General features: G+C 60.1%; 19 protein-coding genes. 12 read left to right on the top strand and 7 right to left on the bottom strand.

From position 1 onward, the window contains the following. The first annotated feature begins 136 nt into the window (after window positions 1-136). Together OEG84_RS15325 and OEG84_RS15320 are read left to right on the top strand one after the other, a co-directional pair. Window positions 137-343, top strand: coding sequence for a hypothetical protein (locus tag OEG84_RS15325; protein WP_267654553.1), 207 nt, complete (start codon window positions 137-139; stop codon window positions 341-343). A 142-nt stretch (window positions 344-485) separates the two neighbouring features. After that, complete coding sequence (locus OEG84_RS15320; protein WP_324288260.1) at window positions 486-1,229, top strand: DUF3800 domain-containing protein; 744 nt, start codon at window positions 486-488, stop codon at window positions 1,227-1,229. Between the two features lie 163 nt (window positions 1,230-1,392). Here the strand turns inward: OEG84_RS15320 and OEG84_RS15315 are convergent, their stop codons facing one another. Then, window positions 1,393-2,343 carry an IS1595 family transposase gene (locus tag OEG84_RS15315; protein ID WP_267654552.1) on the bottom strand — a complete coding sequence of 317 codons (951 nt, stop codon included), beginning with the start codon at window positions 2,341-2,343 and terminating at the stop codon, window positions 1,393-1,395. 112 nt (window positions 2,344-2,455) lie between these two features. After that, window positions 2,456-2,683, bottom strand: coding sequence for a DUF1674 domain-containing protein (locus OEG84_RS15310; RefSeq protein WP_267654551.1), 228 nt, complete (start codon window positions 2,681-2,683; stop codon window positions 2,456-2,458). 121 nt (window positions 2,684-2,804) lie between these two features. Here OEG84_RS15310 and htpX point away from each other — a divergent pair, with 121 nt between their 5' ends. From htpX to purH, 4 genes are all read left to right on the top strand, one after another. Then, the gene (gene htpX, locus OEG84_RS15305) at window positions 2,805-3,746 is read left to right on the top strand and encodes a zinc metalloprotease HtpX (protein WP_267654550.1); all 942 of its coding nucleotides are present in this window, start codon (window positions 2,805-2,807) and stop codon (window positions 3,744-3,746) included. Window positions 3,747-3,835: 89 nt separating this feature from the next. Continuing rightward, entirely contained in the window at window positions 3,836-5,125 is a 1,290-nt protein-coding gene (locus OEG84_RS15300; protein ID WP_267656202.1) for an RsmB/NOP family class I SAM-dependent RNA methyltransferase, read from the top strand. A 201-nt stretch (window positions 5,126-5,326) separates the two neighbouring features. Then, window positions 5,327-7,036 (top strand): heparinase II/III family protein, encoded by a 1,710-nt coding sequence (locus tag OEG84_RS15295; protein ID WP_267654549.1) that lies wholly within the window; start codon window positions 5,327-5,329, stop codon window positions 7,034-7,036. Between the two features lie 133 nt (window positions 7,037-7,169). After that, window positions 7,170-8,786: a bifunctional phosphoribosylaminoimidazolecarboxamide formyltransferase/IMP cyclohydrolase gene (purH, locus tag OEG84_RS15290; RefSeq protein WP_267654548.1), complete on the top strand. Its 1,617-nt coding sequence runs from the start codon at window positions 7,170-7,172 to the stop codon at window positions 8,784-8,786. Window positions 8,787-8,824: 38 nt separating this feature from the next. Here purH and OEG84_RS15285 read toward each other — a convergent pair whose 3' ends face one another. Both OEG84_RS15285 and OEG84_RS15280 read right to left on the bottom strand, forming a co-directional pair. Next, the gene (locus tag OEG84_RS15285; protein WP_267654547.1) at window positions 8,825-10,237 is read right to left on the bottom strand and encodes an MFS transporter; all 1,413 of its coding nucleotides are present in this window, start codon (window positions 10,235-10,237) and stop codon (window positions 8,825-8,827) included. A 27-nt stretch (window positions 10,238-10,264) separates the two neighbouring features. Beyond that, the gene (locus tag OEG84_RS15280) at window positions 10,265-15,055 is read right to left on the bottom strand and encodes an NAD-glutamate dehydrogenase (protein ID WP_267654546.1); all 4,791 of its coding nucleotides are present in this window, start codon (window positions 15,053-15,055) and stop codon (window positions 10,265-10,267) included. 99 nt (window positions 15,056-15,154) lie between these two features. Between OEG84_RS15280 and OEG84_RS15275 the strand changes: the two genes are divergently transcribed. The 5 genes from OEG84_RS15275 to OEG84_RS15255 all read left to right on the top strand — a co-directional run bounded on the left by OEG84_RS15275 (window position 15,155) and on the right by OEG84_RS15255 (window position 18,232). Then, on the top strand, window positions 15,155-15,730 hold the full coding sequence (locus tag OEG84_RS15275) for a peroxidase-related enzyme (protein ID WP_267654545.1): 576 nt from the start codon (window positions 15,155-15,157) through the stop codon (window positions 15,728-15,730). A gap of 98 nt (window positions 15,731-15,828) precedes the next feature. Continuing rightward, entirely contained in the window at window positions 15,829-16,074 is a 246-nt protein-coding gene (locus OEG84_RS15270; protein WP_267654544.1) for a hypothetical protein, read from the top strand. Continuing rightward, window positions 16,071-16,964 carry a pyridoxal kinase PdxY gene (gene pdxY / locus OEG84_RS15265; protein WP_267654543.1) on the top strand — a complete coding sequence of 298 codons (894 nt, stop codon included), beginning with the start codon at window positions 16,071-16,073 and terminating at the stop codon, window positions 16,962-16,964. Before OEG84_RS15270 ends, pdxY begins: the two co-directional genes overlap by 4 nt. Window positions 16,965-17,079: 115 nt before the next feature. Further along, on the top strand, window positions 17,080-17,730 hold the full coding sequence (locus OEG84_RS15260) for a carbonic anhydrase (RefSeq protein ID WP_267654542.1): 651 nt from the start codon (window positions 17,080-17,082) through the stop codon (window positions 17,728-17,730). Between the two features lie 76 nt (window positions 17,731-17,806). Next, entirely contained in the window at window positions 17,807-18,232 is a 426-nt protein-coding gene (locus OEG84_RS15255) for a nuclear transport factor 2 family protein (RefSeq protein WP_267654541.1), read from the top strand. Between the two features lie 219 nt (window positions 18,233-18,451). Here the strand turns inward: OEG84_RS15255 and OEG84_RS15250 are convergent, their stop codons facing one another. Next, window positions 18,452-19,270 carry a lytic murein transglycosylase gene (locus OEG84_RS15250; RefSeq protein ID WP_267654540.1) on the bottom strand — a complete coding sequence of 273 codons (819 nt, stop codon included), beginning with the start codon at window positions 19,268-19,270 and terminating at the stop codon, window positions 18,452-18,454. 146 nt (window positions 19,271-19,416) lie between these two features. Further along, window positions 19,417-20,448, bottom strand: coding sequence for an aspartate-semialdehyde dehydrogenase (locus tag OEG84_RS15245; RefSeq protein ID WP_267654539.1), 1,032 nt, complete (start codon window positions 20,446-20,448; stop codon window positions 19,417-19,419). 318 nt (window positions 20,449-20,766) lie between these two features. On the opposite strand from OEG84_RS15245, the gene OEG84_RS15240 reads away from it, so the two are divergent. After that, window positions 20,767-22,644, top strand: a complete 1,878-nt coding sequence (locus tag OEG84_RS15240) for a cation:proton antiporter domain-containing protein (RefSeq protein WP_267654538.1) — start codon at window positions 20,767-20,769, stop codon at window positions 22,642-22,644. 79 nt (window positions 22,645-22,723) lie between these two features. On the opposite strand, the gene leuB is transcribed toward OEG84_RS15240, so the two are convergent. Further along, window positions 22,724-23,827, bottom strand: coding sequence for a 3-isopropylmalate dehydrogenase (leuB, locus tag OEG84_RS15235; protein WP_267654537.1), 1,104 nt, complete (start codon window positions 23,825-23,827; stop codon window positions 22,724-22,726). Between the last annotated feature and the right edge of the window lie 71 nt (window positions 23,828-23,898).

Below are 23,898 nucleotides of genomic sequence, written 5' to 3'. Positions count from 1 at the left end.
GCCGCGACGGTCTATATTTTCGGATCCTGCAAAGATTGGAGTCGGACGCAGGACATAACGAAAATGCACATGGCTTTAATGAGTCATTTTTCGTCTATGGTCAATACCGGCTCCTTCATTTTGAAGGACTACCTTAATGACAACGAAAACGAATGAACCCTCGTATCAGCTTACATTCAATGATGCTGTTGAGATCCACATGATGCTCTGGGACGGGTGGATTCAGAGTAGGATTGCGGCCAAATATGACGTGAACGGTGGTCGCATATCAGAGGTTAAAAATGGAACTCTCCACCCCGGCAGTAAGGCCTTGGCTAAAGAACTCTATTCCGAACTCGTCTGATCTTTAGACGGCCTCTCGACGGGCGCTTTGACAATCTTGTTGAGGCGCTCGTCAAATCGGCGCTCGTCGTCGTCTGTTTCCAGTTCGCGAGCAGCTTCTTTGAACTTGTTTAATTGGAGTTTTTCATTTGTCTTCGGCATCGGTGGTATCGCCTCCAGATCCTAATCTTATCAGAAATGTGTATGTAGATGAAAGCAGCCAAACGAAACACGATTTTCTAGTGTTGGGTGGGGTCATTTGTCGCAACACCGACAGTGCCGCCATCTGTGAGTCAGTCATGAAGTCCAGGTTGCCAGAATTGCCATTCTCCGAATTGAAATGGACCAAGGTCTCCAATTCCAAATTGCCAGCTTACAAGCGAGTGGCAGATTTCTTTTTTGACTCTCCGATGAACGCGCTCGAATTCCATTCGTTGGTTGTCCCCATGCGAGGCCGGAGCGATCGGCATTTCAACGGGGGAAGTTCAGAAATTGGGTTCAACAAGGAGATCTACCAGCTTCTCATGAAGTGCGGGAAGCTTCACTCTCAATCCCTTTTCCACATCTATCCAGATTATCGAAAGACGAATTCATCAACCGAAGAGTTACGCCTTATCTTGAACAGAGGGGCGAGGAAGCGTGGTGACAGGCGAGATTGGCCATATAGGCGCGTCCATTTTCGCCAAAGCCACGACGAACCACTTATTCAATTAGCCGACATTTTTTCCGGCGCAATCGCCTTCATAAATAACAAGCACCACTTGGCGGAAAATGCGTCCGCATCAAAAGTGGAACTTGCAGCACATATTTTTGCAAGGGCCAAGGTTTCAGATCCCACTAGAGACACGTTTAGGGCGGGCAAATTCACCATTTGGCACAGGCAATTGAAAAGCGTCCCGCGACCCTAGGTCAGACCACCGCCTATTGGCGGGTCCTCTGCCTTGGGCAGAGGGTTCGGGTCACGGGAGAACCTAAACATAGATCAATTTTCACAAGAATCAATCATCATTCCGTTTCCGTAATGATGATTGGTGCAGTTCGAGTTTTAATTGTTCTGGCCTGTAGAAATCATTAGACGAAATCAGGCCCTTCATAAGTCAGCCGCTTGCCGCTGACACCGATCAAAGCGTTCATTGCCCGTTCGCTATCGTTCACGCCGCGAGCAACACGGTTGTTGTAGCGGAAATCAAATTCAGCAGCGTAGCGGTGCAGGTGCTTTTCGGCGCAATGCTGATAAACGCCCTTCATGCCGCGTTTGAAGATGCTGTAGAAGCCTTCCAGAGTGTTTGTGTAAACATCATCACGGACGTATTCGCCCTTGTGGTGATTGACCATTTCGTGGCTGGCAACAGCAAAACCACGGCGCTTGTAGTGCGAAGCGGTATCGGTCATTAGACGGCTTTCGTGATGCACATTGTCCGCGATCACCTTGCCAATGCCCTTCTTGCTGATCCGGTCCAGAACCACCGAACGAACGTCACCGCCGCGCTCGAAAAGGCTCATAACCGTCATCTTGTGACCAGCGCCGCCGCCCTTCTTTTCAAAGCCCTTCTTGTGACCGATGAATGTTTCGTCGGCTTCCACAATCTTGCCTTCGCCGCCAAGCGGGGTTTCAAACACGCCAGTCCGCATTGCTTCGCGGATGCGATGGGAAAGGAACCATGCGCTCTTGAGGGTGATTTCAAGGACGCGGTGAAGCTGGTTAGAGCTGATGCCCTTTTTGCTGGAGCACATCAAATGGATTGCCTGCAACCACTTGCTCATGGGTATGTGGCTTTCCTCAAAGATCGTGCCCATGCGAACGGTGAACTGCTTGCGGCAAGCTGCGCACTTTTTCAGGCCGTGGCGTTCAACGCCTTCCGGGTTCTTCTTGGATGGCTTTGTGTAGACGCCTTCCAGTTTGTAGATGCGGTCATCATTTCCACAATGCGGGCAAACTGGGCCATTAGGCCACAGAATGCTCTCAACATGATCGAAGGCAGCAGCCTCGTTGTGAAAATATTCCTTGCTCAAAACCGACATAACGTCATCCAATCAACTAACTTGTTGATTCGTTATCGCATATCGGTTTGGGTTTGTCAAAGATAATATCGCGAATATATTCCTTTGTTGACGACAAGGCAATCACTGATGATTAGAAGTCGATCGCCCGGCCCTTGATTTCCCAATCACCATAGCGCGCTGGGTCGACGCCGCCGCGGCCACCGATTTCTCGCTCGGGCTTGCCGGGCGCGCTGCCCTCGGCCTGGCGTCGCGCATCGGCTTCGGCGAGGGCGCGCTGGGCTGCAGGGCTGAGTGCGCGCTTTGCAGGCGGTGTGGCCTGCTGCGGGCTAGCTGGGGTCTGGTCTTCTGAAATCGACATCGGTCACCTGGGGGGCATTGGCATTGAACAATAGCTTGATACTCGCCATCTTTAACGCCACAAGCGACAAAATCCAAATATGGATTTCCCATTGGAATCCTGTCGTCATGAGGAGATGCGCATGAACCTTGTTCGCACAGCCATGCTTCTGGCGCTGATGACGGCGCTGTTCATGGGGGTCGGTTATCTGATCGGTGGCACTGGCGGGATGATGATCGCCTTTGTCGTTGCGGCCGGCATGAATCTGTTTTCCTACTGGAATTCCGACAAGATGGTGCTGAAAATGTACAATGCTGTGGAGGTCGATGCCCGCAGCGCACCGAAATACTATCAAATGGTAGCTGACCTGGCCGCAAACGCCAATCTGCCGATGCCGCGGGTCTATGTGATCCGCAACGCCCAGCCCAATGCCTTTGCCACCGGGCGCAATCCGCAAAATGCGGCAGTTGCCGCCTCCACCGGGCTGCTCGAGAGTTTGGGCGAAGAGGAAATCGCCGCGGTGATGGCGCATGAACTGGCGCATATCGAGCATCGCGATACGCTGACCATGACGATTACCGCGACGCTTGCCGGGGCAATCTCGATGCTTGGCAATTTCGCGTTCTTCTTTGGCGGCAACCGCAACAACAATCCGCTCGGCTTCATTGGCGTGCTGGTGGCGATGCTGGTCGCGCCACTGGCGGCGATGGTGGTACAGATGACCATCAGCCGCACCCGCGAATATGCCGCCGACCGGCGCGGCGCTGAAATCTGCGGCCACCCATTGTGGCTGGCCTCGGCGCTCAAGAAAATTGCCGCGGGAGCGGGCCACATTGTCAACGAGGAGGCCGAGCGAAACCCGGCCACGGCACATATGTTTATTATCAATCCACTGAATGGCAGGCGCATGGACAGTCTGTTTTCGACCCACCCGGCCACGGAAAACCGGATTGCGGCGTTGCACGCTATGGTGTCTGAATTTACCACTGCTAGCGACCCGCGCCCCGAACCTCGCCGGGAAAAGCCTGCGCAACCGGGGCCCTGGGGCCGCGATGGCGCCGGCCGCAAGGGGCCCTGGTCTTGACCGGGGCAGAGAGCGGGCGGTCACGCGTGCGAGGCGGCAGGAATTCCGGTTCGTCCACCGACCCGCTCAAGCCCGGTCTCGCGGCACGGATGGCGGCGACACGGCTGCTGGCAGCCGTTACCGAAAGCCAGGCCTCGCTTGACGGGTTGCTCGATCCGGCGGGCGGCAATCCGGCCTTTACCGGGCTTGGTGACCAGGACCGGTTGCTGGTCAGGGCAATCTTGCTCTCGGCGCTGCGGCACCTGCAATTGATTGACGCCTATATCGACCAGATGGTCGACAATCCGCTGCCGGATGGCGCCAAGGCACTGCGCCAGGTGCTGCGTGTCGGCGCGGCACAGATCCTGTTTCTTGACGTGCCGGACCGCGCCGCCGTCGATCTGGCGGTCACCCAGGCTACGGCCGATCCGCGCAACCGGCGCTTTGCCGGTCTGGTCAATGCCCTGTTGCGGCGAATGGGGCGTGAAAAAGAAAGCCGGCTACCTGTTCTGATGGCAGAAGTAGCGGCGTTCCCGGCCTGGTTCGAAAGCCGGATTCACGGGGCCTACCCGACCGATGCGGCAGCGATCTTGTCGATCCTGTCGGAACCGCCGGCTATCGACCTTACCGTCAAGAGTGATGCGGCAGGCTGGGCCGAGCAACTCGGCGGCGTGGTGCTGTCGACCGGGTCGGTGCGGATTGCTCGGCCGGAAGGACCCGTTTCGGGGCTGGCCGGCTATGATGAAGGGGCCTGGTGGGTCCAGGACGCGGCGGCAAGCCTGCCGGCGCAGATGTTTTCGCGGCTCGAAGGGCTGGATATTGCCGATTTGTGTGCGGCGCCGGGCGGCAAGACCGCGCAACTGGCGCTCGCCGGCGCCCGGGTGACAGCCTGCGACCAGTCAGCCAACAGGCTTGAGCGATTGCGGGGCAACTTGACGCGACTGGGGCTGGATGTCGCCACGCAATTAAGCCGGGCGCAGGACCTGGTGGCGCCGGAAGGCTTTGACGGCGTGCTGCTGGATGCGCCGTGTTCGTCGACAGGAACGGTGCGCCGCCACCCCGATATTCCCTATACCAAGAGCCAGGATGACATTGTCAGGCTGGCGCGGGTGCAGCGTGACCTGCTCGATCATGCAGCGGGTCTGGTTCGGCCCGGGGGTGAGCTGGTGTTTTCCAACTGCTCGCTTGATCCGATGGAGGGGGAAGAAATGGTGGCAGGGTTCCTCGCAGATCATCCGGCATGGCGGATCAGGCCGGTGGACGCTTCGCGCTGGCCTGGCCTGGAATCCGCCATCACCGCGGCCGGCGAAATCAGAACCCACCCGGCCATGCTTGCCCATAATGATTTGCGGCTGGCGGGGCTCGACGGATTCTATGCCGTGGTTCTGACACGGCCCTGAAATGGCATTCAGGGTGAAGACAGTGATGATGCTAAAATCTGCTCCGTTACACCTGCAGTATCGCCCTGGCATAAGTAACTCGCGGTTTTGTTGCGGATGCCTGAACGTTTCGCGCAGGATTATGGGCATTTGAACAATTGATTCACTATGATAAGATTCTTGTCCGGTGGAGGATCAGAACCGGTTTCAGGAAATTTTTGCTTGGCATATTCACTTATCGATTCGCAGCGCCCGGCATATCTGTACGGTGCGGAGATCTGGCGCCGCTTCGTGCGCCGGACCGCGTTGGGGCGAATCAACGCCATGCGGTTTGCCGGGGGAACCCCGGACAGGCTGGTGGTGGCGCCGATTGATCTGCGGATTGCTGATTCGCATCTTGCAGCGGAGATCTATTCGGGGCGGTTCGCGCTTGGTGGCAGGATGGTCGACACCGAGGGCGCGAGCCCGTTCCAGATGGAAGCGCCCAGTGACGCTTTCGCGCGCGGCCTGCATGGATTTGGCTGGCTGAGGCATATGCGGGCAGCCGATCACGATCTGGCATTTGCCAATGCACGGGCGCTGGTTGATGACTGGATCATGGTCGAAGGCCGCGAGTTAGGCGGGGTGTCTTACGAGCCCGATGTTCTTGCCACACGGCTGATTTCCTGGTTTTCGCATTCGCCGATTGTGCTCAGGGGCGCCGATCACGGCTTCTATCGGCGGTTTCTCAAAAGCATCGCGCTGCAAAGCCGGTATCTGCGTCATATCAGTAGGGCCATGCCATGCAGCGCCACAAGGTTCAAGGCGCGCATCGCCCTGGCAATGGCGAGCCTCTGCCTGCCGGCCAGCGCCGGCGCGGTCCGTGCTGCCGCTCGCAACCTTGATGAGGAATTCAGCCAGCAGATCCTGCCCGATGGTGGCCATGCCTCGCGCAACCCGATGGTGTTGATCAATCTGCTGACTGATCTGCTGCCGCTGAGGCAGACCTATGTCAATCTCGGTCAAAAACCACCGCGCAACATGATTGCGGGTATGGACCGGATGTTTTCGGGCTTGCGGTTTTTCAGACATAGCAATGGCGAACTGGCCTTGTTCAATGGAGCGTCGGCAGTCTCGGCTGACCGGTTGCTGGGCGTTTTGCGCTATGACGAGACCTCGGGAACGGCGTTCCGGGAAATGCCGCATTCGCATTACCAAAGATTGGCAATCGGGGATGTGGCGCTGATCGCCGACACCGGGCCGCCGCCCAAGGGGATCATGTCAGCGGCTGCGCATGCGGGGTGCCTGTCGTTCGAATTGTCGTCGGGTGCAAACCGTTTCATCGTCAATGCCGGTGCGCCGGTTTTTGCGCATCAGGTGCATGGTGAATTCGCGCGACTGACCGCGGCCCACAGCACGGTGACATTGAACGATTCCTCGTCGCTGCGGATTTCGCAATCACCGTTTCTCGGCCCGATTGTCACCGGCGGGGTACGCCATGTTGAGTTGGAATCGCTTGATGAGGATGGCCAGCATCTTGGCTTCAGTGCCACCCATGACGGCTATCAAAGTACTCTCAAACTATTGCATCGGCGCACGCTGCGGCTGTTGTCCTCAGGCCATGAAGTGGAGGGGCGCGACCAGTTCCTCAGGTCCGGCGGTAATCCACCACGGACGGAAGATCGCACGACGGCGGTCGCCCGGTTCCACATTCACCCCTCGATCACCGCCACCCAGGATGAACAGGGCGTGATCCACCTGACTGCCGGGGATGGTGAAAGCTGGGCATTCGTTTCCCATGATCAGGCGGCGCAGATCGAGGAAGACGTGTATTTTGCCGACCTTGCCGGTGCTCGCACAAGCAAGCAGATCAGTGTGAGCTTCGTTGTCGGTCAAACGCCGTATATCGACTGGAAGCTGGTACGGACGGCCCTGCCGCGCACCGGTGTCTGAACCGGCCCCAAACCACGTGAAATGCGCTCAAACTGTCCGGTGAATCGCCGATTGCATGTTTTGTCCCATCGCCTCCTGTGCTAACGCAGGCCGCGCCGGTGGGCTCGCCGGCAGTCTTTCGTGAGGATTTCCAATGACCGTCGTCTCCAAAAACCACCCCGCTCCGGAACTGGTGCGGATCCGCAGGGCTTTGCTGTCGGTCTCCGACAAGCGTGGCCTGGTCGACTTTGCCCGTGGACTGGCCGACGCCGGGGTAGAGCTGGTCTCGACTGGCGGAACCCGCAGCGCGCTGGAAAAGGCCGGGCTGACGGTGCGCGACGTTTCCGAGCTGACCGGTTTTCCGGAGATCATGGACGGTCGCGTCAAAACCCTGCATCCGGGTGTGCATGGAGGCCTGCTTGCCATTCGCGACGATGCCGAGCACCAGGCAGCGATGCAAGAGCACGGGATCGTCGACATCGACCTGGTGGCGATCAATCTCTATCCGTTCGAGCAGACCGTGGCGGGTGGCGCCGACAAGGCGACGATTGTTGAAAACATCGACATTGGCGGCCCGGCGATGATCCGGGCGGCTGCCAAAAACCATGCTTATGTAGCAACCCTCACTGATCCCGATGATTACGAGCGGGTGCTAGCGGCGCTTGCCGAACAGAACGGCAGCCTGCCGCTGGCGCTGCGCCAGGAATTGGCAGCGCTGGCCTATGCCCGCACGGCCGCCTATGACGCGGCAGTGTCGGGCTGGTTTGCGCAGGATCTTGCTCTTGAGGCACCGCGCCACCGGGCGTTTGGCGGACACTTGCATGATGTCATGCGCTACGGCGAAAACCCGCACCAGCAGGCGGCGTTCTATACCACCGGCGATCCGCGACCCGGTGTTGCCAGTGCCACGCTGCTGCAGGGCAAGCAGCTTTCCTACAACAACATCAACGACACCGATGCGGCATTTGAGCTGGTCAGCGAATTCGATGCGGCCACTTCGGCTGCCTGCGCCATCATCAAGCATGCCAATCCCTGCGGCGTGGCGGTTGGGGACAATCTTGGCGACGCCTACCGGCGGGCGCTGGAATGCGACCAGACGTCGGCCTTTGGCGGCATCGTCGCCTTCAACCGGCAACTTGACGCACAGACCGCTTCCGAGATCGTCAAGCTGTTTACCGAGGTCATCATCGCGCCCGATGCCAGCGAGGAAGCCCGGCAGATCCTGTCAGCCAAGAAGAATTTGCGGCTGATGATCACCGGCGCCATGGCTGACCCGCGGCAGGCGGCGATGACGGTGAAATCGGTTTCCGGCGGATTGTTGGTGCAGGGCCGCGACAATGGCCATGTCGCGCCCGAGGATTTCAAGGTGGTGACACAGCGTGCGCCGGATGCGCGCGAGCTCGCCGACATGGCATTTGCCTTCCAGGTCGCCAAGCACGTCAAGTCCAACGCCATCGTCTACGCGCTCAATGGCGCCACAGTGGGCATCGGCGCCGGGCAGATGAGCCGGGTGGATTCTGCCCGGATTGCCGCACGCAAGGCGGTGGACGCAGCCGAGGTGCTGGGGCTTGAGACACCACGGACAAAGGGCAGCGTGGTCGCATCCGACGCGTTCTTCCCGTTTGCCGACGGGCTGCTTTCAGCGATCGAGGCTGGCGCGACTGCGGTGATCCAGCCGGGCGGGTCAATGCGCGACCAGGACGTCATCGACGCCGCTGACGAAGCCGGTGTGGCAATGGTGTTTACCGGTATGCGTCATTTCCGGCACTAAGCCGCAAGCTTGCGGTCGGACCGGAGTGTCCGGCTTGTTTACGCCACACTGGCGGGTTTGCCGCCGGGTTGATCCGCCGGATAGGGAGTGGACCACAACACCGCGAAGCCAACGGCAAAGAAGATGATGATGGTGGCCATGCCAAGCCGCGGCGATCCCGAAAGGGCGGTGACGGTGGCCACCGTGAAGGGCGCGAGAAAACTGGTGGCGCGCCCGGCCAGGGCATAGATGCCGAAATAGCGCCCGGCCTCCTCCTCCGTGACGCTGCGCGCCATATAGGCCCGCGACGAGGCCTGCACCGGTCCAAAGGCGATGCCGATCAGAAGGCCGAAGGCGATGTAGGCTTTTTCCGCGGCGGTGCCGAACAGGCCGCCGGAATCGGCGGCACCGAAATTCAGGGCGCCGAAAAAGGTGAATCCAGGCCCGGTGGAGACGATGCCGGCGGTGGCGATCAGCAACAGGAAGATGGAAATCAGCACGACTGCTTTTGACCCAAGCCGGGTGTCGAGCCGGCTGGCATAGAGGCACGAAAAGATCGCCACCACATTGAGCATGATGCCGTAAACGCCGATTTCGGTAATCGACCAGCCAAACATCGCCGCGGCGAAGCCGCCACCCAGCGCCAACAATGCATTGACGCCGTCCTGGTAGATCATGCGGGCGATCAGAAACCGGAAAATGCCGGCGCGCTGGCGAACTTCGCCGATGGTGGAGCGCAATTCCCTGATGCCGTCGTGCACTGCATCGCCCAGCGCCCGTCGTCCGCCCGAATCCGGGGTGAACAGGAACATCGGCAGAATGAAGATAGCGTACCATAGCGCCGATATCGGTGCGGATGCCCGTGCATCTTCCCCCTGAAGAGGATCGAGCCCGAATAGCGGGCTGATGCCGATCAGGGTCTTTCCCGTTTCCGGGGAGGCGGCGAGAAATGCGATGATGAAGACCAGCACGATCATGCCGCCGAGATAGCCCAGCCCCCAGGCGAGATTGGAGATCCGGCCGATCTCGGCCTTGGGAACCAGCCGGAGCAGCATCGAATCATTGAACACGATGGAGAATTCGGCGGCCACCGAGGCCAGCGTGAACAGCGCCACCACGGCAACGAGATTGGAGCCGGGGGCGGCAAACCAGAGGCCGCAGAGAGCGGCAATCTTGATGACGGCGAAAAACCCGATCCAGGGTTTGCGCGGTCCGGTCTGATCGGCAATCGAACCGAGGATTGGTGACAGGACGGCGATCAGCACCCCGCCGGCAGCAATGCCGTAGCCCCAGGCGGCCTGGCCAGTGGCCGGATCGCTGGCCATGCGGCTGATGAAATAGGGCCCGAAGATGAAGGTGGTGACGACCGTGAAGAACGGCTGCGCCGCCCAGTCAAACATCATCCAGCCATACACGCCCCGGCGCGGTACACCTCCACCTGCAGAGGCACCCACCGCATGTTCATGTGCCATGGAAGCCCCCTGTTGGCAGAAATCTCGTCACGCGCGAAGCGAGCGGGCAAGATCGCTCATCATGCCAGCGGCCACGGTAAGCTTGGCGACCGATAATTCGCCGCTGTCGGTCAGGGAAAGGATCTGGCCCCGGACATGGGCGATGCGGCCACTGTTGGCCTCGAGCCACTCGGCGGCCGGGTCGGTGGCTTTGGGATTGGCGTCGAGCGCGATGCCTGAAATGATCCGCCGGGCCTCGGATATTTCATCCAGGCTGCGGGCCAATGCCAGGCCTTCGAAATGATCGGATACCGGAATGCGGTCGACCGCAGCAACGATCCGGCCGAGTCGGAACGCTTCCGTAACGGCAAAGAAAGCCCCTGTTGCCCGGCCTAGATCGGTTTTGGAGAGAGCCGCGACATTGCAGATATCTGGCGCCAGCGTCATGCCGCCAAGGGCAGCTATTTCGCCGGCCAGCGCCTCGGGTACTGCCTGTGCGATCAGCTCGGCCTTGATCGTCGCGGCCTCCTCGCTCATCGACCCGGGCATCTCCGCAGCGAGCTTGCCGCCAAGGCTGGCCACGCCGTCGCGCATCGATTTGATGGCGGTGGCGAGATCGCCCTGGGCCGCGCCGGTCTTCAGTGCCCAGCTGGTAACGGTCCGCAGCGCGTCGCCGACATGGGCGTAGAGCCGGTTCTGCACGGCACCCGGAACCTTGGTATCGAGCGCGTCGATCTTGGCATAGAGCTGGTTGAGCGACAGCCCATCGCGGGCCAGCACAAAGGCCTTGACGATATCGGCCGCAGTGGCGCCGGATTTGTCGCCCAGGCTGATGACGAAAGACGGTCCGCCGCGGTTGATCGCATCATTGCCGAGCAGGGTCGAAATGATTTCCCGGCGCAGACGGTGGCTGGCGATGTCGCCGGCGTGATCTTTGAGCATACGCTTGGGGAAATAGGATTCCAGCGTGTCGCTGAAATAGGGCTCATCAGGCAACGAACTGGCGACGATTTCGTCAAACAGCACCAGCTTGGCATAGGACAGCAATACGCCGATTTCGGGCCGGGTCAGCGCCAGCCCGGCGGCCAGCCGCTCGGTGACGAGGGCGTCGTCGGGAAGATCCTCGACCTTGCGGTTGAGCAGGCCCCGGGCTTCAAGGCTGGTCATCACGCGGTTGAGTTCGCCGACGCCGGAGGCCCCCTGGGCCTCGGCCAGTGAGATGGCGAGCGATTGCAGGTAATTGTTGCGCAATACCAGTCCGGCGACTTCGTCGGTCATGGCCGACAGCAGGGTGTTGCGCTTGGGCCGGGTCAGGCGCTCTTCGCGCATGGCATTGGCCAGTGCGATCTTGATGTTGACCTCGACGTCCGAGGAGTTGACGCCGGCGGAGTTGTCGATGGCATCGGAATTGCAGCGGCCGCCATTGAGCGCAAAGGCAATGCGACCCTTCTGGGTGACGCCGAGATTGGCGCCTTCGCCGATTACCTTGGCACGCACCTGCCGCGCCGTCACCCGGATCGGGTCGTTGGCGCGGTCGCCGACATCGGCGTCATTCTCGCGTGCGTCCTTGATATAGGTGCCAATGCCGCCGAACCAGAGCAGGTCGGTTTCCATCGACAGGATCGCCGTCATGATTTCCTGCGGCGTTGCCTTGAGTGTGGGCAGGCCGATCGCGGCAGCGGCTTCGGAGGTCAGGTCCACCGATTTGAGCGTGCGCGGAATGATCATGCCGCCCTTGGACAATTTCGATTTGTCGTAATCCTGCCAGCTTGAGCGGCCGAGATCGAACAACCTACTACGTTCGGCAAAACCGGCGGCGCAATCGGGGTCAGGATCAATGAAGATGTCGCGGTGGTCGAAGGCGGCGACCAGACGGATTTTCTCGGACAACAGCATGCCGTTGCCGAACACGTCGCCGGACATGTCGCCGACACCTGCCGCGGTGAATGGCGTGGTCTGAATGTCGATATTCATTTCGCGGAAATGCCGCTTGACCGCTTCCCAGGCGCCACGTGCGGTGATGCCCATTTTCTTGTGGTCGTAGCCGGCCGAGCCGCCCGAGGCGAAAGCATCATCAAGCCAGAAATCCTGTTCCTGGCTGAGCGCGTTGGCGGTATCGGAGAACGTAGCTGTGCCCTTGTCAGCGGCAACCACGAAATAGGGGTCGTTGTCATCGTGACGAACCGTGTCCTGGGGCGGGACGATGGCGTCGCCGACAATGTTGTCGGTAACCGAAAGCAGGGTGCGGATGAACAGCTTGTAGGCTTCGCGTCCGGCTTCGAATATGGCGTCGCGGCCGCCCTCGGCGGGCAGGCGCTTGGGATAGAAGCCGCCTTTGGCGCCAACCGGCACGATCACTGCGTTCTTGACCTGCTGCGCCTTGACCAGACCCAGCACCTCGGTGCGGTAATCCTGTGCCCGATCAGACCAGCGCAGGCCGCCGCGGGCCACCGGGCCGAAGCGCAGATGCACGCCCTCGACTTCGGCGCCATAGACGAATATTTCGCGGAACGGGCGTGGCTCGGGCAACCCCTCGAGTGCTTTCGGATCGAGCTTGAAGGCCAGTGCAGGACGATGCGCGCCATCGGGCCCGGTCTGAAAATAATTGGTTCTCAGCGAGGCTCGGATGGCGTTGACGTAGCGCCTGAGGATGCGGTCGTCGTCAAGGCTGGGGACTTCGGTGAGCGCGGTTTCGATCGCTCCGACCAGCGCCGTTTCCTGTTTTTCACGGGTTTCCGGTTTGATGCCGATTTCAAATCGAGCCCGGAACAATTCGTGCAGTTTGGCAGCTATCGCGGAATGACGGTGGAGACACTGGGCCATGTATTCCTGCGAATAGGGGATTCCCGCCTGGCGCAGATAGCGGGCATAGGCGCGCAGTACCATGGCTTCGCGGATCGTCAGGCCGGCGTTGGCAACCAGTCGGTTGAAACTGTCATTGTCGGTTTCGCCGCGCCAGACTGACAGGAATGCCTGCTCGAGCCGTTCGCCGTCGGCCCCGAGGTCAATGGTCCGGTTGTCCTCGTGGGCGATTTCCATGTCATGGACAACAACGGTGCTGGCCGAACCGACCTGCTCGTCGAGAAAGATGTCGTGGGTCTGTTCGCTGATGACCTTGAAGCCGAGATTCTCAAGCAGCGGAACCCGGCGCGACAACGCCACCGGTTCGCCGGCGTGGAAGATCTTGAGGGCGAGACGGTCATCCGGGGTGTCTTCGTTGCGGTAGAACGCAATCCGGATGGTGCCCGGCTCGGCGCAGGCGAGAATGTCGTCGAGATCGGCCAGCGCTTCTTCTGGGCGGAACCGCTCCTTGTAGGACTGGCTCACGCTGATGCGCGCCGCACCGTCGCCACCGAGCGCGCCGAACTGGTCTTCCCAGCGGGTGACAATCGAGCGGACGTCGCGTTCGAGTTGTTCCTGCGGAATTTGTGGCGTCTTGCCTTCTGAGCGACCGATGATGAAATGTACACGGGCCACGCCGCCTTCGGGGAAAGCGGGATAGTAAGCCGACACACGACCATTATAGACCGTCTTGAAATAATCGCCGATGCGTTCGCGGGCGATCGAATCATACTGGTCGCGCGGCACATAGACGATCAGCGAGACGAATCGGTCGAAACGGTCGATCCGCGGCAGAATCCGGACCCGTGGCCGGTCGGCAAGCTCGTTGATCTGCATGCAGAACCGGGCCAGCAACGGGGCGTCGATCTGAAACAGGTCGTCGCGGGGGTAGGATTCCAGCGTGTTGAGCAGCAATTTGCCGGAGTGGCTTTCGGGATCGTAGCCGAATTCGGAAATGACAGCGTTGACCTTGGAGCGCAGCAACGGAATCTTGGTCACCGAGCGGGTGTAGGCGGTCGATGTGAACAGCCCGACGACGCGCAATTCGCCGATCACCTTGCCCTTGTGGTCGAAGCGCTTGATGCCGATGTAATCCATATAGGCGCGGCGGTGAATCACCGAGCGGACATTGGCCTTGGTGACGATCAGGAAATCCGGTCCCTGCAGGAAGTCGAGGATTTCCGGGGTGGTGGTGACCTGGTCCTTGCCGAACCGCAAGACCCGCAGGTCGGGGTCGGCGAGAATGCCCAAGCCCTCGGTCGACGCCCGGCTCAGCGCTGCCTTGTCGCCCTCGCCGGTGTAGACATATTCGCGCATTCCCAGAAAGGTGAAATTGTTGTCGCGCAGCCAGGTGAGGAAAGCCTGAGCCTCCTGTCTGGCCGGTTCGGTCTTCTTGTCGACATCCAGGGCCACCAGGTCGGCGGCGCTGTGATCGAGCATCGCCAGCATTGCCTTCCAGTCTGTGACTGCCGCCTGGACCTGCGAAAGCACATGGCGGACGCCGTCGGTCAGGTTCTTGGCAGCGGTCTCGCCAAGACGTGGCATGTGGATCTGGATGTGACTGACCCGATCTGCCGGATCGCTGCCGTCGTCATGGGAAAACAGCCGGGTTGGCGCCTTGTCGGCGACCACCAGGATCGGGTGTAGCGCCATGTAGATGTCGCGCACGTGCGAGGTCACCTCGCCCATGACCGAATCATAGAGGAAGGGTTTGTTCCGGGTGGTGATCAACAACACCGAGACGGCCTGGCCATCCTTGGTGGTATGATCGCCCTCGACCAAACTCATCCGCGATGTCTTTCCGTCCCAGGCGCGAATTTCAGCTTCTGCGAGCATGGCCGAATGCGCCAGGCTTTGCGGCGGAAAATGCGCGAGATCGTCCATGCTGACCCGGGAGAAAAGAATCTCCGGCTTGACGTGCGGCTTGCTGCTCTTGGCTGCGATTGTTGCGGCTTCTGCGAGCAGCGGCTCTGCCTTGCGGCTATTCTTGACACCCATTCCAGGCCTCCAGGACTTGATCTTTGGTCGAAACCTAGCAGAAGTGGCATGCAAAGCGACCAGATTTCGTACCGGATAACAATAATTGGAGAATTTGTGATGACATCTGCACCAGAAGCCGTGATCGCGCTGAATCTCAAGCAGGAAACGCCGCTTAGCGATGCCATGACCGCCTACTTCGCCAAATGCGAGGAAAAGCTCGGGATGGTCCCCAATGTGCTCAGGGCCTACGCCTTCAACAATAACAAGCTGGAAGCCTTTGCGGCCTTCTACAATGACCTGATGCTGGCGGATTCCGGCCTGAGCAAACTCGACCGGGAGTTGATTGCGGTGGCGGTCTCGGCGGTCAACCGGTGCTATTATTGCCTGACTGCCCATGGAGCTGCGGTGCGGGTGTTGTCGGGAAAGCCGGAACTGGGCGAGCAAATGGTGATGAACTATCTGGTGGCCGACCTGAAGCCGAAACAACGGGCGATGCTCGATTTCGCAGTGCTGATGACCGAAGACCCGGCACGGATCGAAGAGGCGGACCGGCAGGCGCTGCGCGATGTGGGATACAGCGATCGGGATATATGGGATATCGCCGCGGTTGCCTCTTTTTACAACATGAGCAACCGGATGGCGTCGGCCACCGACATGCGCCCCAACGCCGAATATCATGGCATGGCCCGCTGACGCTCGGTGGCGGTGTCGAATGATATGGGGTGTTTGCGCCGCAGCGGCGACGGGCGCTAGGATGAACCGGAGCGCTATTCTTGCAGAAAGCAGGTGTCATGAAAGACGATGAGAAGACCGTTCGCGACGCCAAACGCGCGCTCGACCGACTCGGCGAGGAGGGCGGGCTGTCGGCGACGCCGGTGATGAAATCTGCCGCCAACAGTGTGCGCGATCATTTTGCCGCCAAGGACGCCGACAAGACCGATGCAGCAGAACTGTGGGGCACGCGGATTGCTCGCGGCCTGGCTGTGCTGGCGCTGCTGGGCCTGGTGTGGTGGTTGTTCGGGCAGATTTCGACATGAGCCAGGGCAACCAGAACAATCCGGGGATCCACCCGGCGGTGATCGTCATTTCCAGCCATGTGGTGCGCGGATCGGTGGGCAACCGCGCCGCCGTGTTCGCACTGGAAACCCTCGGGTTTCCTGTGTGGGCGGTTCCAACCGTGATCCTTCCCTGGCATCCGGGGCATTCGCGAGCCACCCGGATTGTTCCTTCAAGAGAGGATTTCTCGGCGCTGATTGATGATTTGTGCCGGGCGCCCTGGCTTGGCGAAGTCGGCGCGGTGCTCAGCGGCTATCTCGGCGAGGCTGGCCAGGCGGAAGACATCGCCCGGCTGGTGGGCGCAGTGCGGGCGGCCAATCCGGGTGCGCTGTACATGTGCGACCCCGTGATCGGCGATACCGGCGGGCTCTATGTTCCGGAAATTACCGCCAATGCCATTGCGAACAAGCTGATTCCGATCGCCAGCATCGCCACCCCGAATGTGCATGAGCTTGGCTGGTTGTCGGGCGCCGAGGTCAAAGATACGGCATCGATGTTGTCGGCGGCGGAGACGCTGGGGCCGGCCAGGGTGCTGGTCACCTCGGCGATCGCGATGATGGCGGGCAGCACCGGCAACCTGCTGGTCAGCGGCGGTGAGGCCCATATGGCCGAACACCGCAGCATCGCCAATGCGCCAAACGGCCTCGGCGACCTGATGTCGGCGACCTTCCTGGCGCGGCTGCTGGAAGGAATGGCTGAGGAGAAGGCGCTGCAAATGGCTACTGGCGCCGTGTTCGAGATCCTGGCACGAACCGCACGGCGCGGCGCTGACGAGTTGACGCTTGAGACCGATGCGCAGAGTCTGCGCACGCCGATGGCGATGGTCAATATGCGGCGGGTTCATTCCGGGACAAGACGAAAACACCCATAATGATGGCGGCGATGGGGGGCGTGCGGAGCGGTGTATCCAGTATTTTTATCCGTGGATTTGCATATCGCCTAAAGGATGATTGATCTTCGTGCCGCGCGCGTTTATGTGCGTTGCCATGTCGACATTTCCATCCAGGCTTCTTGAAGGCTACAAAACATTCATGAGCGGCCGCTACACGGCCGAAAGAGATCGTTACAGACAATTGGCCGAAACCGGCCAGGAACCACACACGCTGGTCATTGCCTGCTGCGATTCACGCACCGCACCCGAGACCGTTTTCGATTGTGGTCCGGGCGAAATGTTCGTAATCCGCAATGTCTCCAATCTGGTGCCGCCCTACGAGCCGGATGATAATCTTCACGCTACCTCGGCAGCGCTCGAATTTGCAGTGCAGGCACTCAAGATTCGGCAGATCGTCGTGCTCGGCCATGGCCGCTGCGGCGGCATCAAGGCAGCGCTCGATCCCAATGCGGCGCCGCTCTCGCCGGGCGATTTCATCGGCCACTGGGTGAAACTACTGAAGCCAGCGGCGCAACAGATCCAGGACAGCCAGCTGATGACCAGCGGCGAGCGGCAGATCGCGCTGGAGCGTATCTCGATCCGCAACTCGATCTCCAATCTGCGGAGTTTTCCGTGCGTCAAGATCCTTGAAGATCGCGGCAAGATGAAGCTGCACGGCGCCTGGTTCGATATTTCGACCGGTGAACTGTGGGTCATGGACCCCCAAACCGGCGATTTCTACCGGCCCGACCTGCCTCTGGCTTGACAGCAGCCCCCGCACTCCGGTTCCATGGCGGTGGCGCACTTGCCAGCCTGGAAGCGGCGCCTGCGGGAGCCTTCACATGCGTCTGATCCGAACTGTACTTATTGCCGCCACCGTGCTTGTCGCCATCCCGGCGGTTGCCGCGGCGCAAACGACAAGTTCGCTGCTGGAGCGATGGTATACGGCACTGTTCGACGTCAACCGGGTCGCACTCACCGATTTGCTGGCCGATGATGCGAAAATCGAACTTGGGGATCTCGAGGTAACCCAGACCAAAGCGGAATTCGTCGAGGCGCTGGATGAATGGGAAGAGATTGCCGCCACGGCCAATTTTGCCTGGCAACTCGACCCCGAGGCGAGGATCGACGACACCACTGCCACGGCGCTGGTGTGTTACCAGTTCACCGACAATGAATTGCTGATCCGCGAGGCGTTCACCTTCAAGGGCGGCAAGATCATCCACAGCGTACAAACCACGGTGGACGAAAGCTGCGACGAATTCTGACGCTGTTTTTGTGATCAGTCCGGATAACGGATCGGTGATCGCGGCCGGAAAATGGGCTTTTCAGCTCGGCGGAACCAATTGAATGCATGGATCTGCAACAGATTGAATCGACGCATGTGCGGTGTCGTTCAGGCAGATCGGCCTGAACGCGCCATGGACCGGGTCGATCCGGCCCGCGGCAGTTGGCGCGGGCCGTCAGCATCAGACTTTAGCTGAGCTTCAACCGTCGATGTCCGCACCGATCTTGGCAATTGCCTTTTGGTAGACGCTGGCTGCGTTCCAGCCCTCGATCGCCCGGTGGTTGCCCTCTCCCGGCTGATAGCCGCCGCCGCGGCTCCAGCCATGGGCGCGGAGGAAATTCGCGGTCGAGGCCAGTGCGTCGGCAGAGGACGCCAGATCGACGCTGCCGTTGCGGTCGCCATCGACGCCGAAACGGACGACATTTGCGGGCAGGAACTGGGTCTGGCCGATTTCGCCATGGGCGGCGCCCTTGAAGTCGGGGCTCAGCCAGCCCTTCTGTATGAGCTGCAACTGGGCATAGAGCTGTTCGGTGAAAAACGCCGAGCGACGGCAATCATAGGCCAGCGTCGCCACAGCCGACATGGTGTGCTGGTTGCCGGAAAACCGGCCGAAACCTGATTCCATGCCCCAGATCGCGAGCAGCGGACCGGCAGGTACGCCGTATTTCTTCTCGATCGCATCGAACATTCCGGCATTGCGCTTCTTCAGCTTCTTGCCCTGGGAAATGATGGTGTTGGCGCCGCGCTTCTGCATGAACTGGTCGAAAGACAATTTGAAGCTGCGCTGATTGCGGTCCAGCGAAATCGTCTTGGTGGCATAACGGACGTTGGCGAAAGCCCTGTCGAGCGTGCGCTCGGAGATGCCTGCCCGGGCCGCTTCCTTCTTGAACTGGGTGATCCAAGCGGGAAAGCCCTTGGAGTTGTTGCCGCATTGTGCGGCAATCGCCGGTGTGGCGAAGCCTATCATAACCAGCGCGGCAATGCCCGCTGCGGTCAGTTTTCCACCCGTGTCGTTCATGCATCATCACCCTTGTGTCGTGAAACTTGGCCGGGGCGAAGCTTGCCAGCGTTTCGCTGAAAAGTCACGACCCGCCAATTCCGTGGCTCAATAAAAAGGCCCGCCGATGGGGTGCACCGGCGGGCCATCAAATGGCTCGATTGCATTCAGGCAGCCAGCCGCGGCTTGATCAGCCGCCGGTTGACCAGCAGTTCGGCGATCTGAATGGTGTTGAGAGCGGCACCCTTGCGCAGATTGTCAGAGACGACCCAGATGTTGAGGCCGTTTTCGACAGTTGCGTCCTCGCGGATGCGCGAGATGAAGGTGGCGTCTTCGCCAGCACATTCATAGGGCGTGATGTAGCCACCGTCCTCGTGCTTGTCGATGACCTGGCAGCCGGGTGCGTCGCGCAGGATGTCACGGGCTTCCTCGGCAGAAATCTCGTTTTCAAACTCGATATTGACCGATTCCGAATGGCCGATGAACACCGGCACGCGCACGGCGGTGCAGGTGACCTTGATCTTCGGATCCAGCATCTTCTTGGTTTCGGCCAGCACCTTCCATTCTTCCTTGGTGTAGCCGTCTTCCATGAAGTCATCGATATGCGGAATGACGTTGAAGGCGATGCGCTTGGTGAATTTGTGGGTCGAGATCGAATCTGCGACAAACACGGCGCGGGTCTGGTTGAACAGCTCGTCCATGCCGTCCTTGCCGGCGCCGGAAACCGACTGGTAGGTCGAGATCACCAGGCGTTTGATCTTGGCGTGATCATGCAGCGGCTTGAGCGCGACGACCAGCTGTGCCGTCGAGCAATTCGGGTTGGCGATGATGTTGCGCTTGGTATAGCCGGTGATCGCATCCGGATTGACTTCAGGCACGATCAACGGCACGTCGGCGTCGTAGCGCCAGGCCGAGGAATTATCGATGACGATGCAGCCTTGGGCGGCGATCTTGGGCGACCATTTCTTGCTGATCGTGCCACCGGCAGACATCAGGCAGAGATCGGTGCCGGTAAAATCATAATTTTCGAGATTCTTGACCTTCAGGGTCTTGTCGCCGAAGGAAACTTCGGTGCCCACCGAGCGGCTCGAGGCAAGGGCTACGACTTCGCTGACAGGGAAGGCGCGCTCTGACAAAATGTTGAGCATTTCGCGGCCGACATTGCCCGTCGCACCGACAATTGCGATTTTGAAACCCATGGTTTCCGTGCTCCTCTCTCCCCTTGTTAGCGGTCAAGCGCCACTCTTCCCGCCCCGGGGAGAGTGAGGGGGGCGGAACGGGTCAGATCGCGGTCTTGGTTTTGATCGTGGTGCGCATGGTGGGCGTGTTTTGATGGAAGTGCGCTGAAATGTCAATTCGTTCCGTGCGGTCGCCGGCTAACAACGTTTTGGCCCGGTTCGCACCGGTTGCCGCGCTTCTGCTGTGCAGCAAGACAGGCGATATCCCGGGCTTCCTTTTTCAGACAGAATGCGAATATTGCTGCAAGGCCTCACAACATTGGGCCAAGGGGATGTTTCATGACCGATTTTCTGTTGCTTGCATTTGTGTTTCTTGTCGCGGGCGTTTTCGCTGTGCCGATTGCCACGCGGCTGGGACTTGGCTCGGTGCTTGGCTACCTGATCGCCGGTATTGCAATTTCGCCGGTGCTGGCGCTGCTCGATGTCGACGTGCTGTCGATTCAGCATTTTGCCGAGTTCGGCGTGGTGATGATGCTGTTTCTGGTCGGCCTCGAACTGGAGCCGAAAATGCTCTGGCAGATGCGGACGCGGTTGATCGGGCTTGGCGGCGCGCAGGTAGCGGGCAGCACGCTTCTGGTGATGATGGTGGCGATGGCGCTGGGCCAATCCTGGACGGTGAGCCTGGCGATCGGGCTGGTGCTGTCGCTCTCGTCGACGGCGATCGTGCTGCAGTCGCTCAATGAAAAGGGACTGTTGAAAAGCGATGGCGGGCAATCGAGTTTCTCGGTGCTGTTGTTCCAGGACATTGCCGTGATTCCAATGCTGGCGCTGATCCCGTTGTTGGCGCTGCCGGAATTGCTCGAAGCCCATCACGCTGCCAGTGCCGCGCAGGGATCCGGCGGCGGCGATCATGGCGCGACGATGAGCCTGGTGGCCGGGCTCAATGGCTGGCAAACCACGCTGGTCACCCTGGCCGCGGTGGCCGCTGTGGTGTTGATCGGCAGTCGGCTGACGCGGCCCCTGTTTCGCTTCATCGCAACCTCGCAATTGCGCGAGCTTTTCACCGCCACGGCCTTGCTGATGGTAATCGGCATCGCCTTGCTGATGTCGCTGGTCGGTCTGTCGCCGGCGCTCGGCACCTTTCTTGCCGGTGTGGTGCTGGCCAACAGCGAATACCGCCACGAACTGGAATCCGATATCGGCCCGTTCAAGGGGCTATTGCTCGGTCTGTTTTTCATGAGTGTCGGCGCCGGCATCAATTTCGCGCTGTTGGCCGACAATCCGGGGCTGATCGTCGCCCTGACCCTGGCGCTGATCGCCATAAAGGCCGGCGTGCTCTATGTGCTGGCGCTGGTCTTCAAGCTGCGTGGCGGCGATCGCTGGCTGTTTGCATTGGGATTGGCGCAGGCCGGTGAGTTCGGCTTCGTGTTGTTGTCGTTTACGGTGGCAAATTCGGTGATCCCGGCTGAGATCGCCGATCAGCTGCTGTTGGTGGTGGCGCTGTCGATGGTACTGACGCCGGGGCTTTTCATACTCTATGACCGGGTTATCGCGCCACGGTTTGTCGAGGCAGACGGGCGGCAAACCGACCAGATCGACGAGCAAAACCACATCATCATAGCTGGCCATGGCCGCATGGGCGGGCTGATCCAGCGGATGCTGTCGGCAGCCGGTTACGGCTCGACGGTGATTGATTTCAATTCCAAACGCATCGACATGATGGGCCGTTTCGGGTTGAAATCCTATTATGGCGACGCCACCCGACCCGAACTTCTGCATGCGGCCGGCATCTCTGAGGCCAAGCTGATCGTTATCGCCATCGATGATCGTGAGCAGATTACCGAATTGACCAGATATCTGCAGCATACCCATCCGGGCGTGCATGTGCTGGCGCGCGCGGTTGACCGTGACCATGTCTATGATCTCTGGGCCGCCGGCTGCCGCGATATCGTCCGCGAGACCTATGACAGCTCGATCCGGATGGGCCGATCCGCGTTTGAGGCGTTGGGGATTTCCACGCCCCATGCTCACGCCATGGCCGACGCCTTCGACCGCATGGACCGGAAATCGATGCTTGAGGTGGCGAGCGTCTACGATCCGAAACTGACGCTGGCTGAGAACGAGCCCTATATCCAGAAGGTGCGCGAGATGATGGGGCCCTGGCGCGCCGAACTGGCCCGGCAGATGGAAGAAATCCGCCGTTCAGACACAACCTGACCAGCCAGCGGGGTTCAACAAAAACCCGGCCGAGCGTGGAGCCGGGCCGGGTTGGATTTGCCGTTATAAATGGTGATGCTTATCCTGCGTAAGCGGCGACGATGGCGTCGCCCATTTCGGCAGTGGTCACCTTGGTGCAGCCATCCGACATGATATCGCCGGTGCGCAGGCCGTTTCCAAGCACGGTGGCAATGGCTGCATCCAGCCGCTCGGCTTCAGCTACCATGTCGAAGGAATAGCGCAGGCACATGGCAAAGGAGGCGATCATGGCGATCGGGTTGGCGATGCCCTGGCCGGCGATATCGGGTGCCGAGCCGTGCACCGGCTCGTAGAGCGCCTTGCGCTTGCCGGTCTTGGGATCGGGTGCGCCGAGCGAGGCGGAGGGCAGCATGCCGAGTGAGCCGGTCAGCATGGCGGCGACGTCTGAGAGCATATCGCCAAACAGATTGTCGGTGACGATGACGTCGAACTGCTTGGGCCAGCGCACCAGCTGCATGCCGCCGGCATCGGCCAGCATGTGGCTCAGCTTGACGTCGGAGAAACGTGCCTTGTGGGTGGCGGTCACCACCTCGTTCCAGAGCACGCCGGATTTCATGACGTTGCGCTTTTCCATCGAACAGACTTCGTTCCTGCGGGTGCGCGCCAGCTCGAAGGCGACGGCTGAAATGCGTTCGATTTCGTAGGTGTCATAGACCTGGGTGTCTATGCCGCGCTTCTGACCGTTGCCGAGATCGATGATTTCCTTGGGTTCGCCGAAATAGACGCCGCCGGTGAGTTCGCGGACGATCAGGATATCGAGGCCTTCGACAACTTCGGGCTTGAGCGAAGACGAGGCGGCAAGCGCCGGGTAGCAGATTGCCGGACGCAGGTTGGCGAACAGCTCCATGTCCTTGCGCAGCCGCAAAAGACCTGCCTCGGGACGCACTTCATACGGCACAGGATCCCATTTCGGACCGCCAACCGCGCCGAACAATACGGCGTCGGCGGCCATCGCCTTTTCCATGTCCGCGTCGGAAATTGCCTGGCCGCAGGCGTCATAGGCGCATCCGCCGACCAGTCCCTCGTCGGTGACGAAATCCGTTCCGTGCTTGTCATTGAGATGGGCGATGACTTTCCGGACTTCGGCCATGGCTTCCGGGCCGATGCCGTCGCCAGGAAGCAGAAAGAGAGAACGAGACGTCATGGATCATGCCTTTCAAAAGTAAAAATCGCAGCTTTCGGGTGAGCATTAACGCCGGCCCGGCGATTTTTCAA

This window comes from Hoeflea algicola, from assembly GCF_026619415.1.
GTDB classification, from domain to species: Bacteria; Pseudomonadota; Alphaproteobacteria; order Rhizobiales; family Rhizobiaceae; genus Hoeflea; species Hoeflea algicola.
This window is presented reverse-complemented; position numbering and strand designations above follow the sequence as displayed.

Bases quoted from the DNA above. Each gene is read 5' to 3' on its own strand.
- purH (WP_267654548.1), top strand. From the start codon at position 7,170: ATGACCGTCGTCTCCAAAAACCACCCCGCTCCGGAACTGGTGCGGATC.
- OEG84_RS15315 (WP_267654552.1), bottom strand. From the start codon at position 2,343: ATGTCGGTTTTGAGCAAGGAATATTTTCACAACGAGGCTGCTGCCTTC.
- htpX (WP_267654550.1), top strand. From the start codon at position 2,805: ATGAACCTTGTTCGCACAGCCATGCTTCTGGCGCTGATGACGGCGCTG.
- OEG84_RS15245 (WP_267654539.1), bottom strand. From the start codon at position 20,448: ATGGGTTTCAAAATCGCAATTGTCGGTGCGACGGGCAATGTCGGCCGC.
- leuB (WP_267654537.1), bottom strand. From the start codon at position 23,827: ATGACGTCTCGTTCTCTCTTTCTGCTTCCTGGCGACGGCATCGGCCCG.
- OEG84_RS15300 (WP_267656202.1), top strand. From the start codon at position 3,836: ATGGCGGCGACACGGCTGCTGGCAGCCGTTACCGAAAGCCAGGCCTCG.
- OEG84_RS15250 (WP_267654540.1), bottom strand. From the start codon at position 19,270: ATGAACGACACGGGTGGAAAACTGACCGCAGCGGGCATTGCCGCGCTG.
- pdxY (WP_267654543.1), top strand. From the start codon at position 16,071: ATGAGCCAGGGCAACCAGAACAATCCGGGGATCCACCCGGCGGTGATC.
- OEG84_RS15280 (WP_267654546.1), bottom strand. From the start codon at position 15,055: ATGGGTGTCAAGAATAGCCGCAAGGCAGAGCCGCTGCTCGCAGAAGCC.
- OEG84_RS15275 (WP_267654545.1), top strand. From the start codon at position 15,155: ATGACATCTGCACCAGAAGCCGTGATCGCGCTGAATCTCAAGCAGGAA.
- OEG84_RS15260 (WP_267654542.1), top strand. From the start codon at position 17,080: ATGTCGACATTTCCATCCAGGCTTCTTGAAGGCTACAAAACATTCATG.
- OEG84_RS15270 (WP_267654544.1), top strand. From the start codon at position 15,829: ATGAAAGACGATGAGAAGACCGTTCGCGACGCCAAACGCGCGCTCGAC.
- OEG84_RS15310 (WP_267654551.1), bottom strand. From the start codon at position 2,683: ATGTCGATTTCAGAAGACCAGACCCCAGCTAGCCCGCAGCAGGCCACA.
- OEG84_RS15285 (WP_267654547.1), bottom strand. From the start codon at position 10,237: ATGGCACATGAACATGCGGTGGGTGCCTCTGCAGGTGGAGGTGTACCG.
- OEG84_RS15240 (WP_267654538.1), top strand. From the start codon at position 20,767: ATGACCGATTTTCTGTTGCTTGCATTTGTGTTTCTTGTCGCGGGCGTT.
- OEG84_RS15255 (WP_267654541.1), top strand. From the start codon at position 17,807: ATGCGTCTGATCCGAACTGTACTTATTGCCGCCACCGTGCTTGTCGCC.
- OEG84_RS15325 (WP_267654553.1), top strand. From the start codon at position 137: ATGACAACGAAAACGAATGAACCCTCGTATCAGCTTACATTCAATGAT.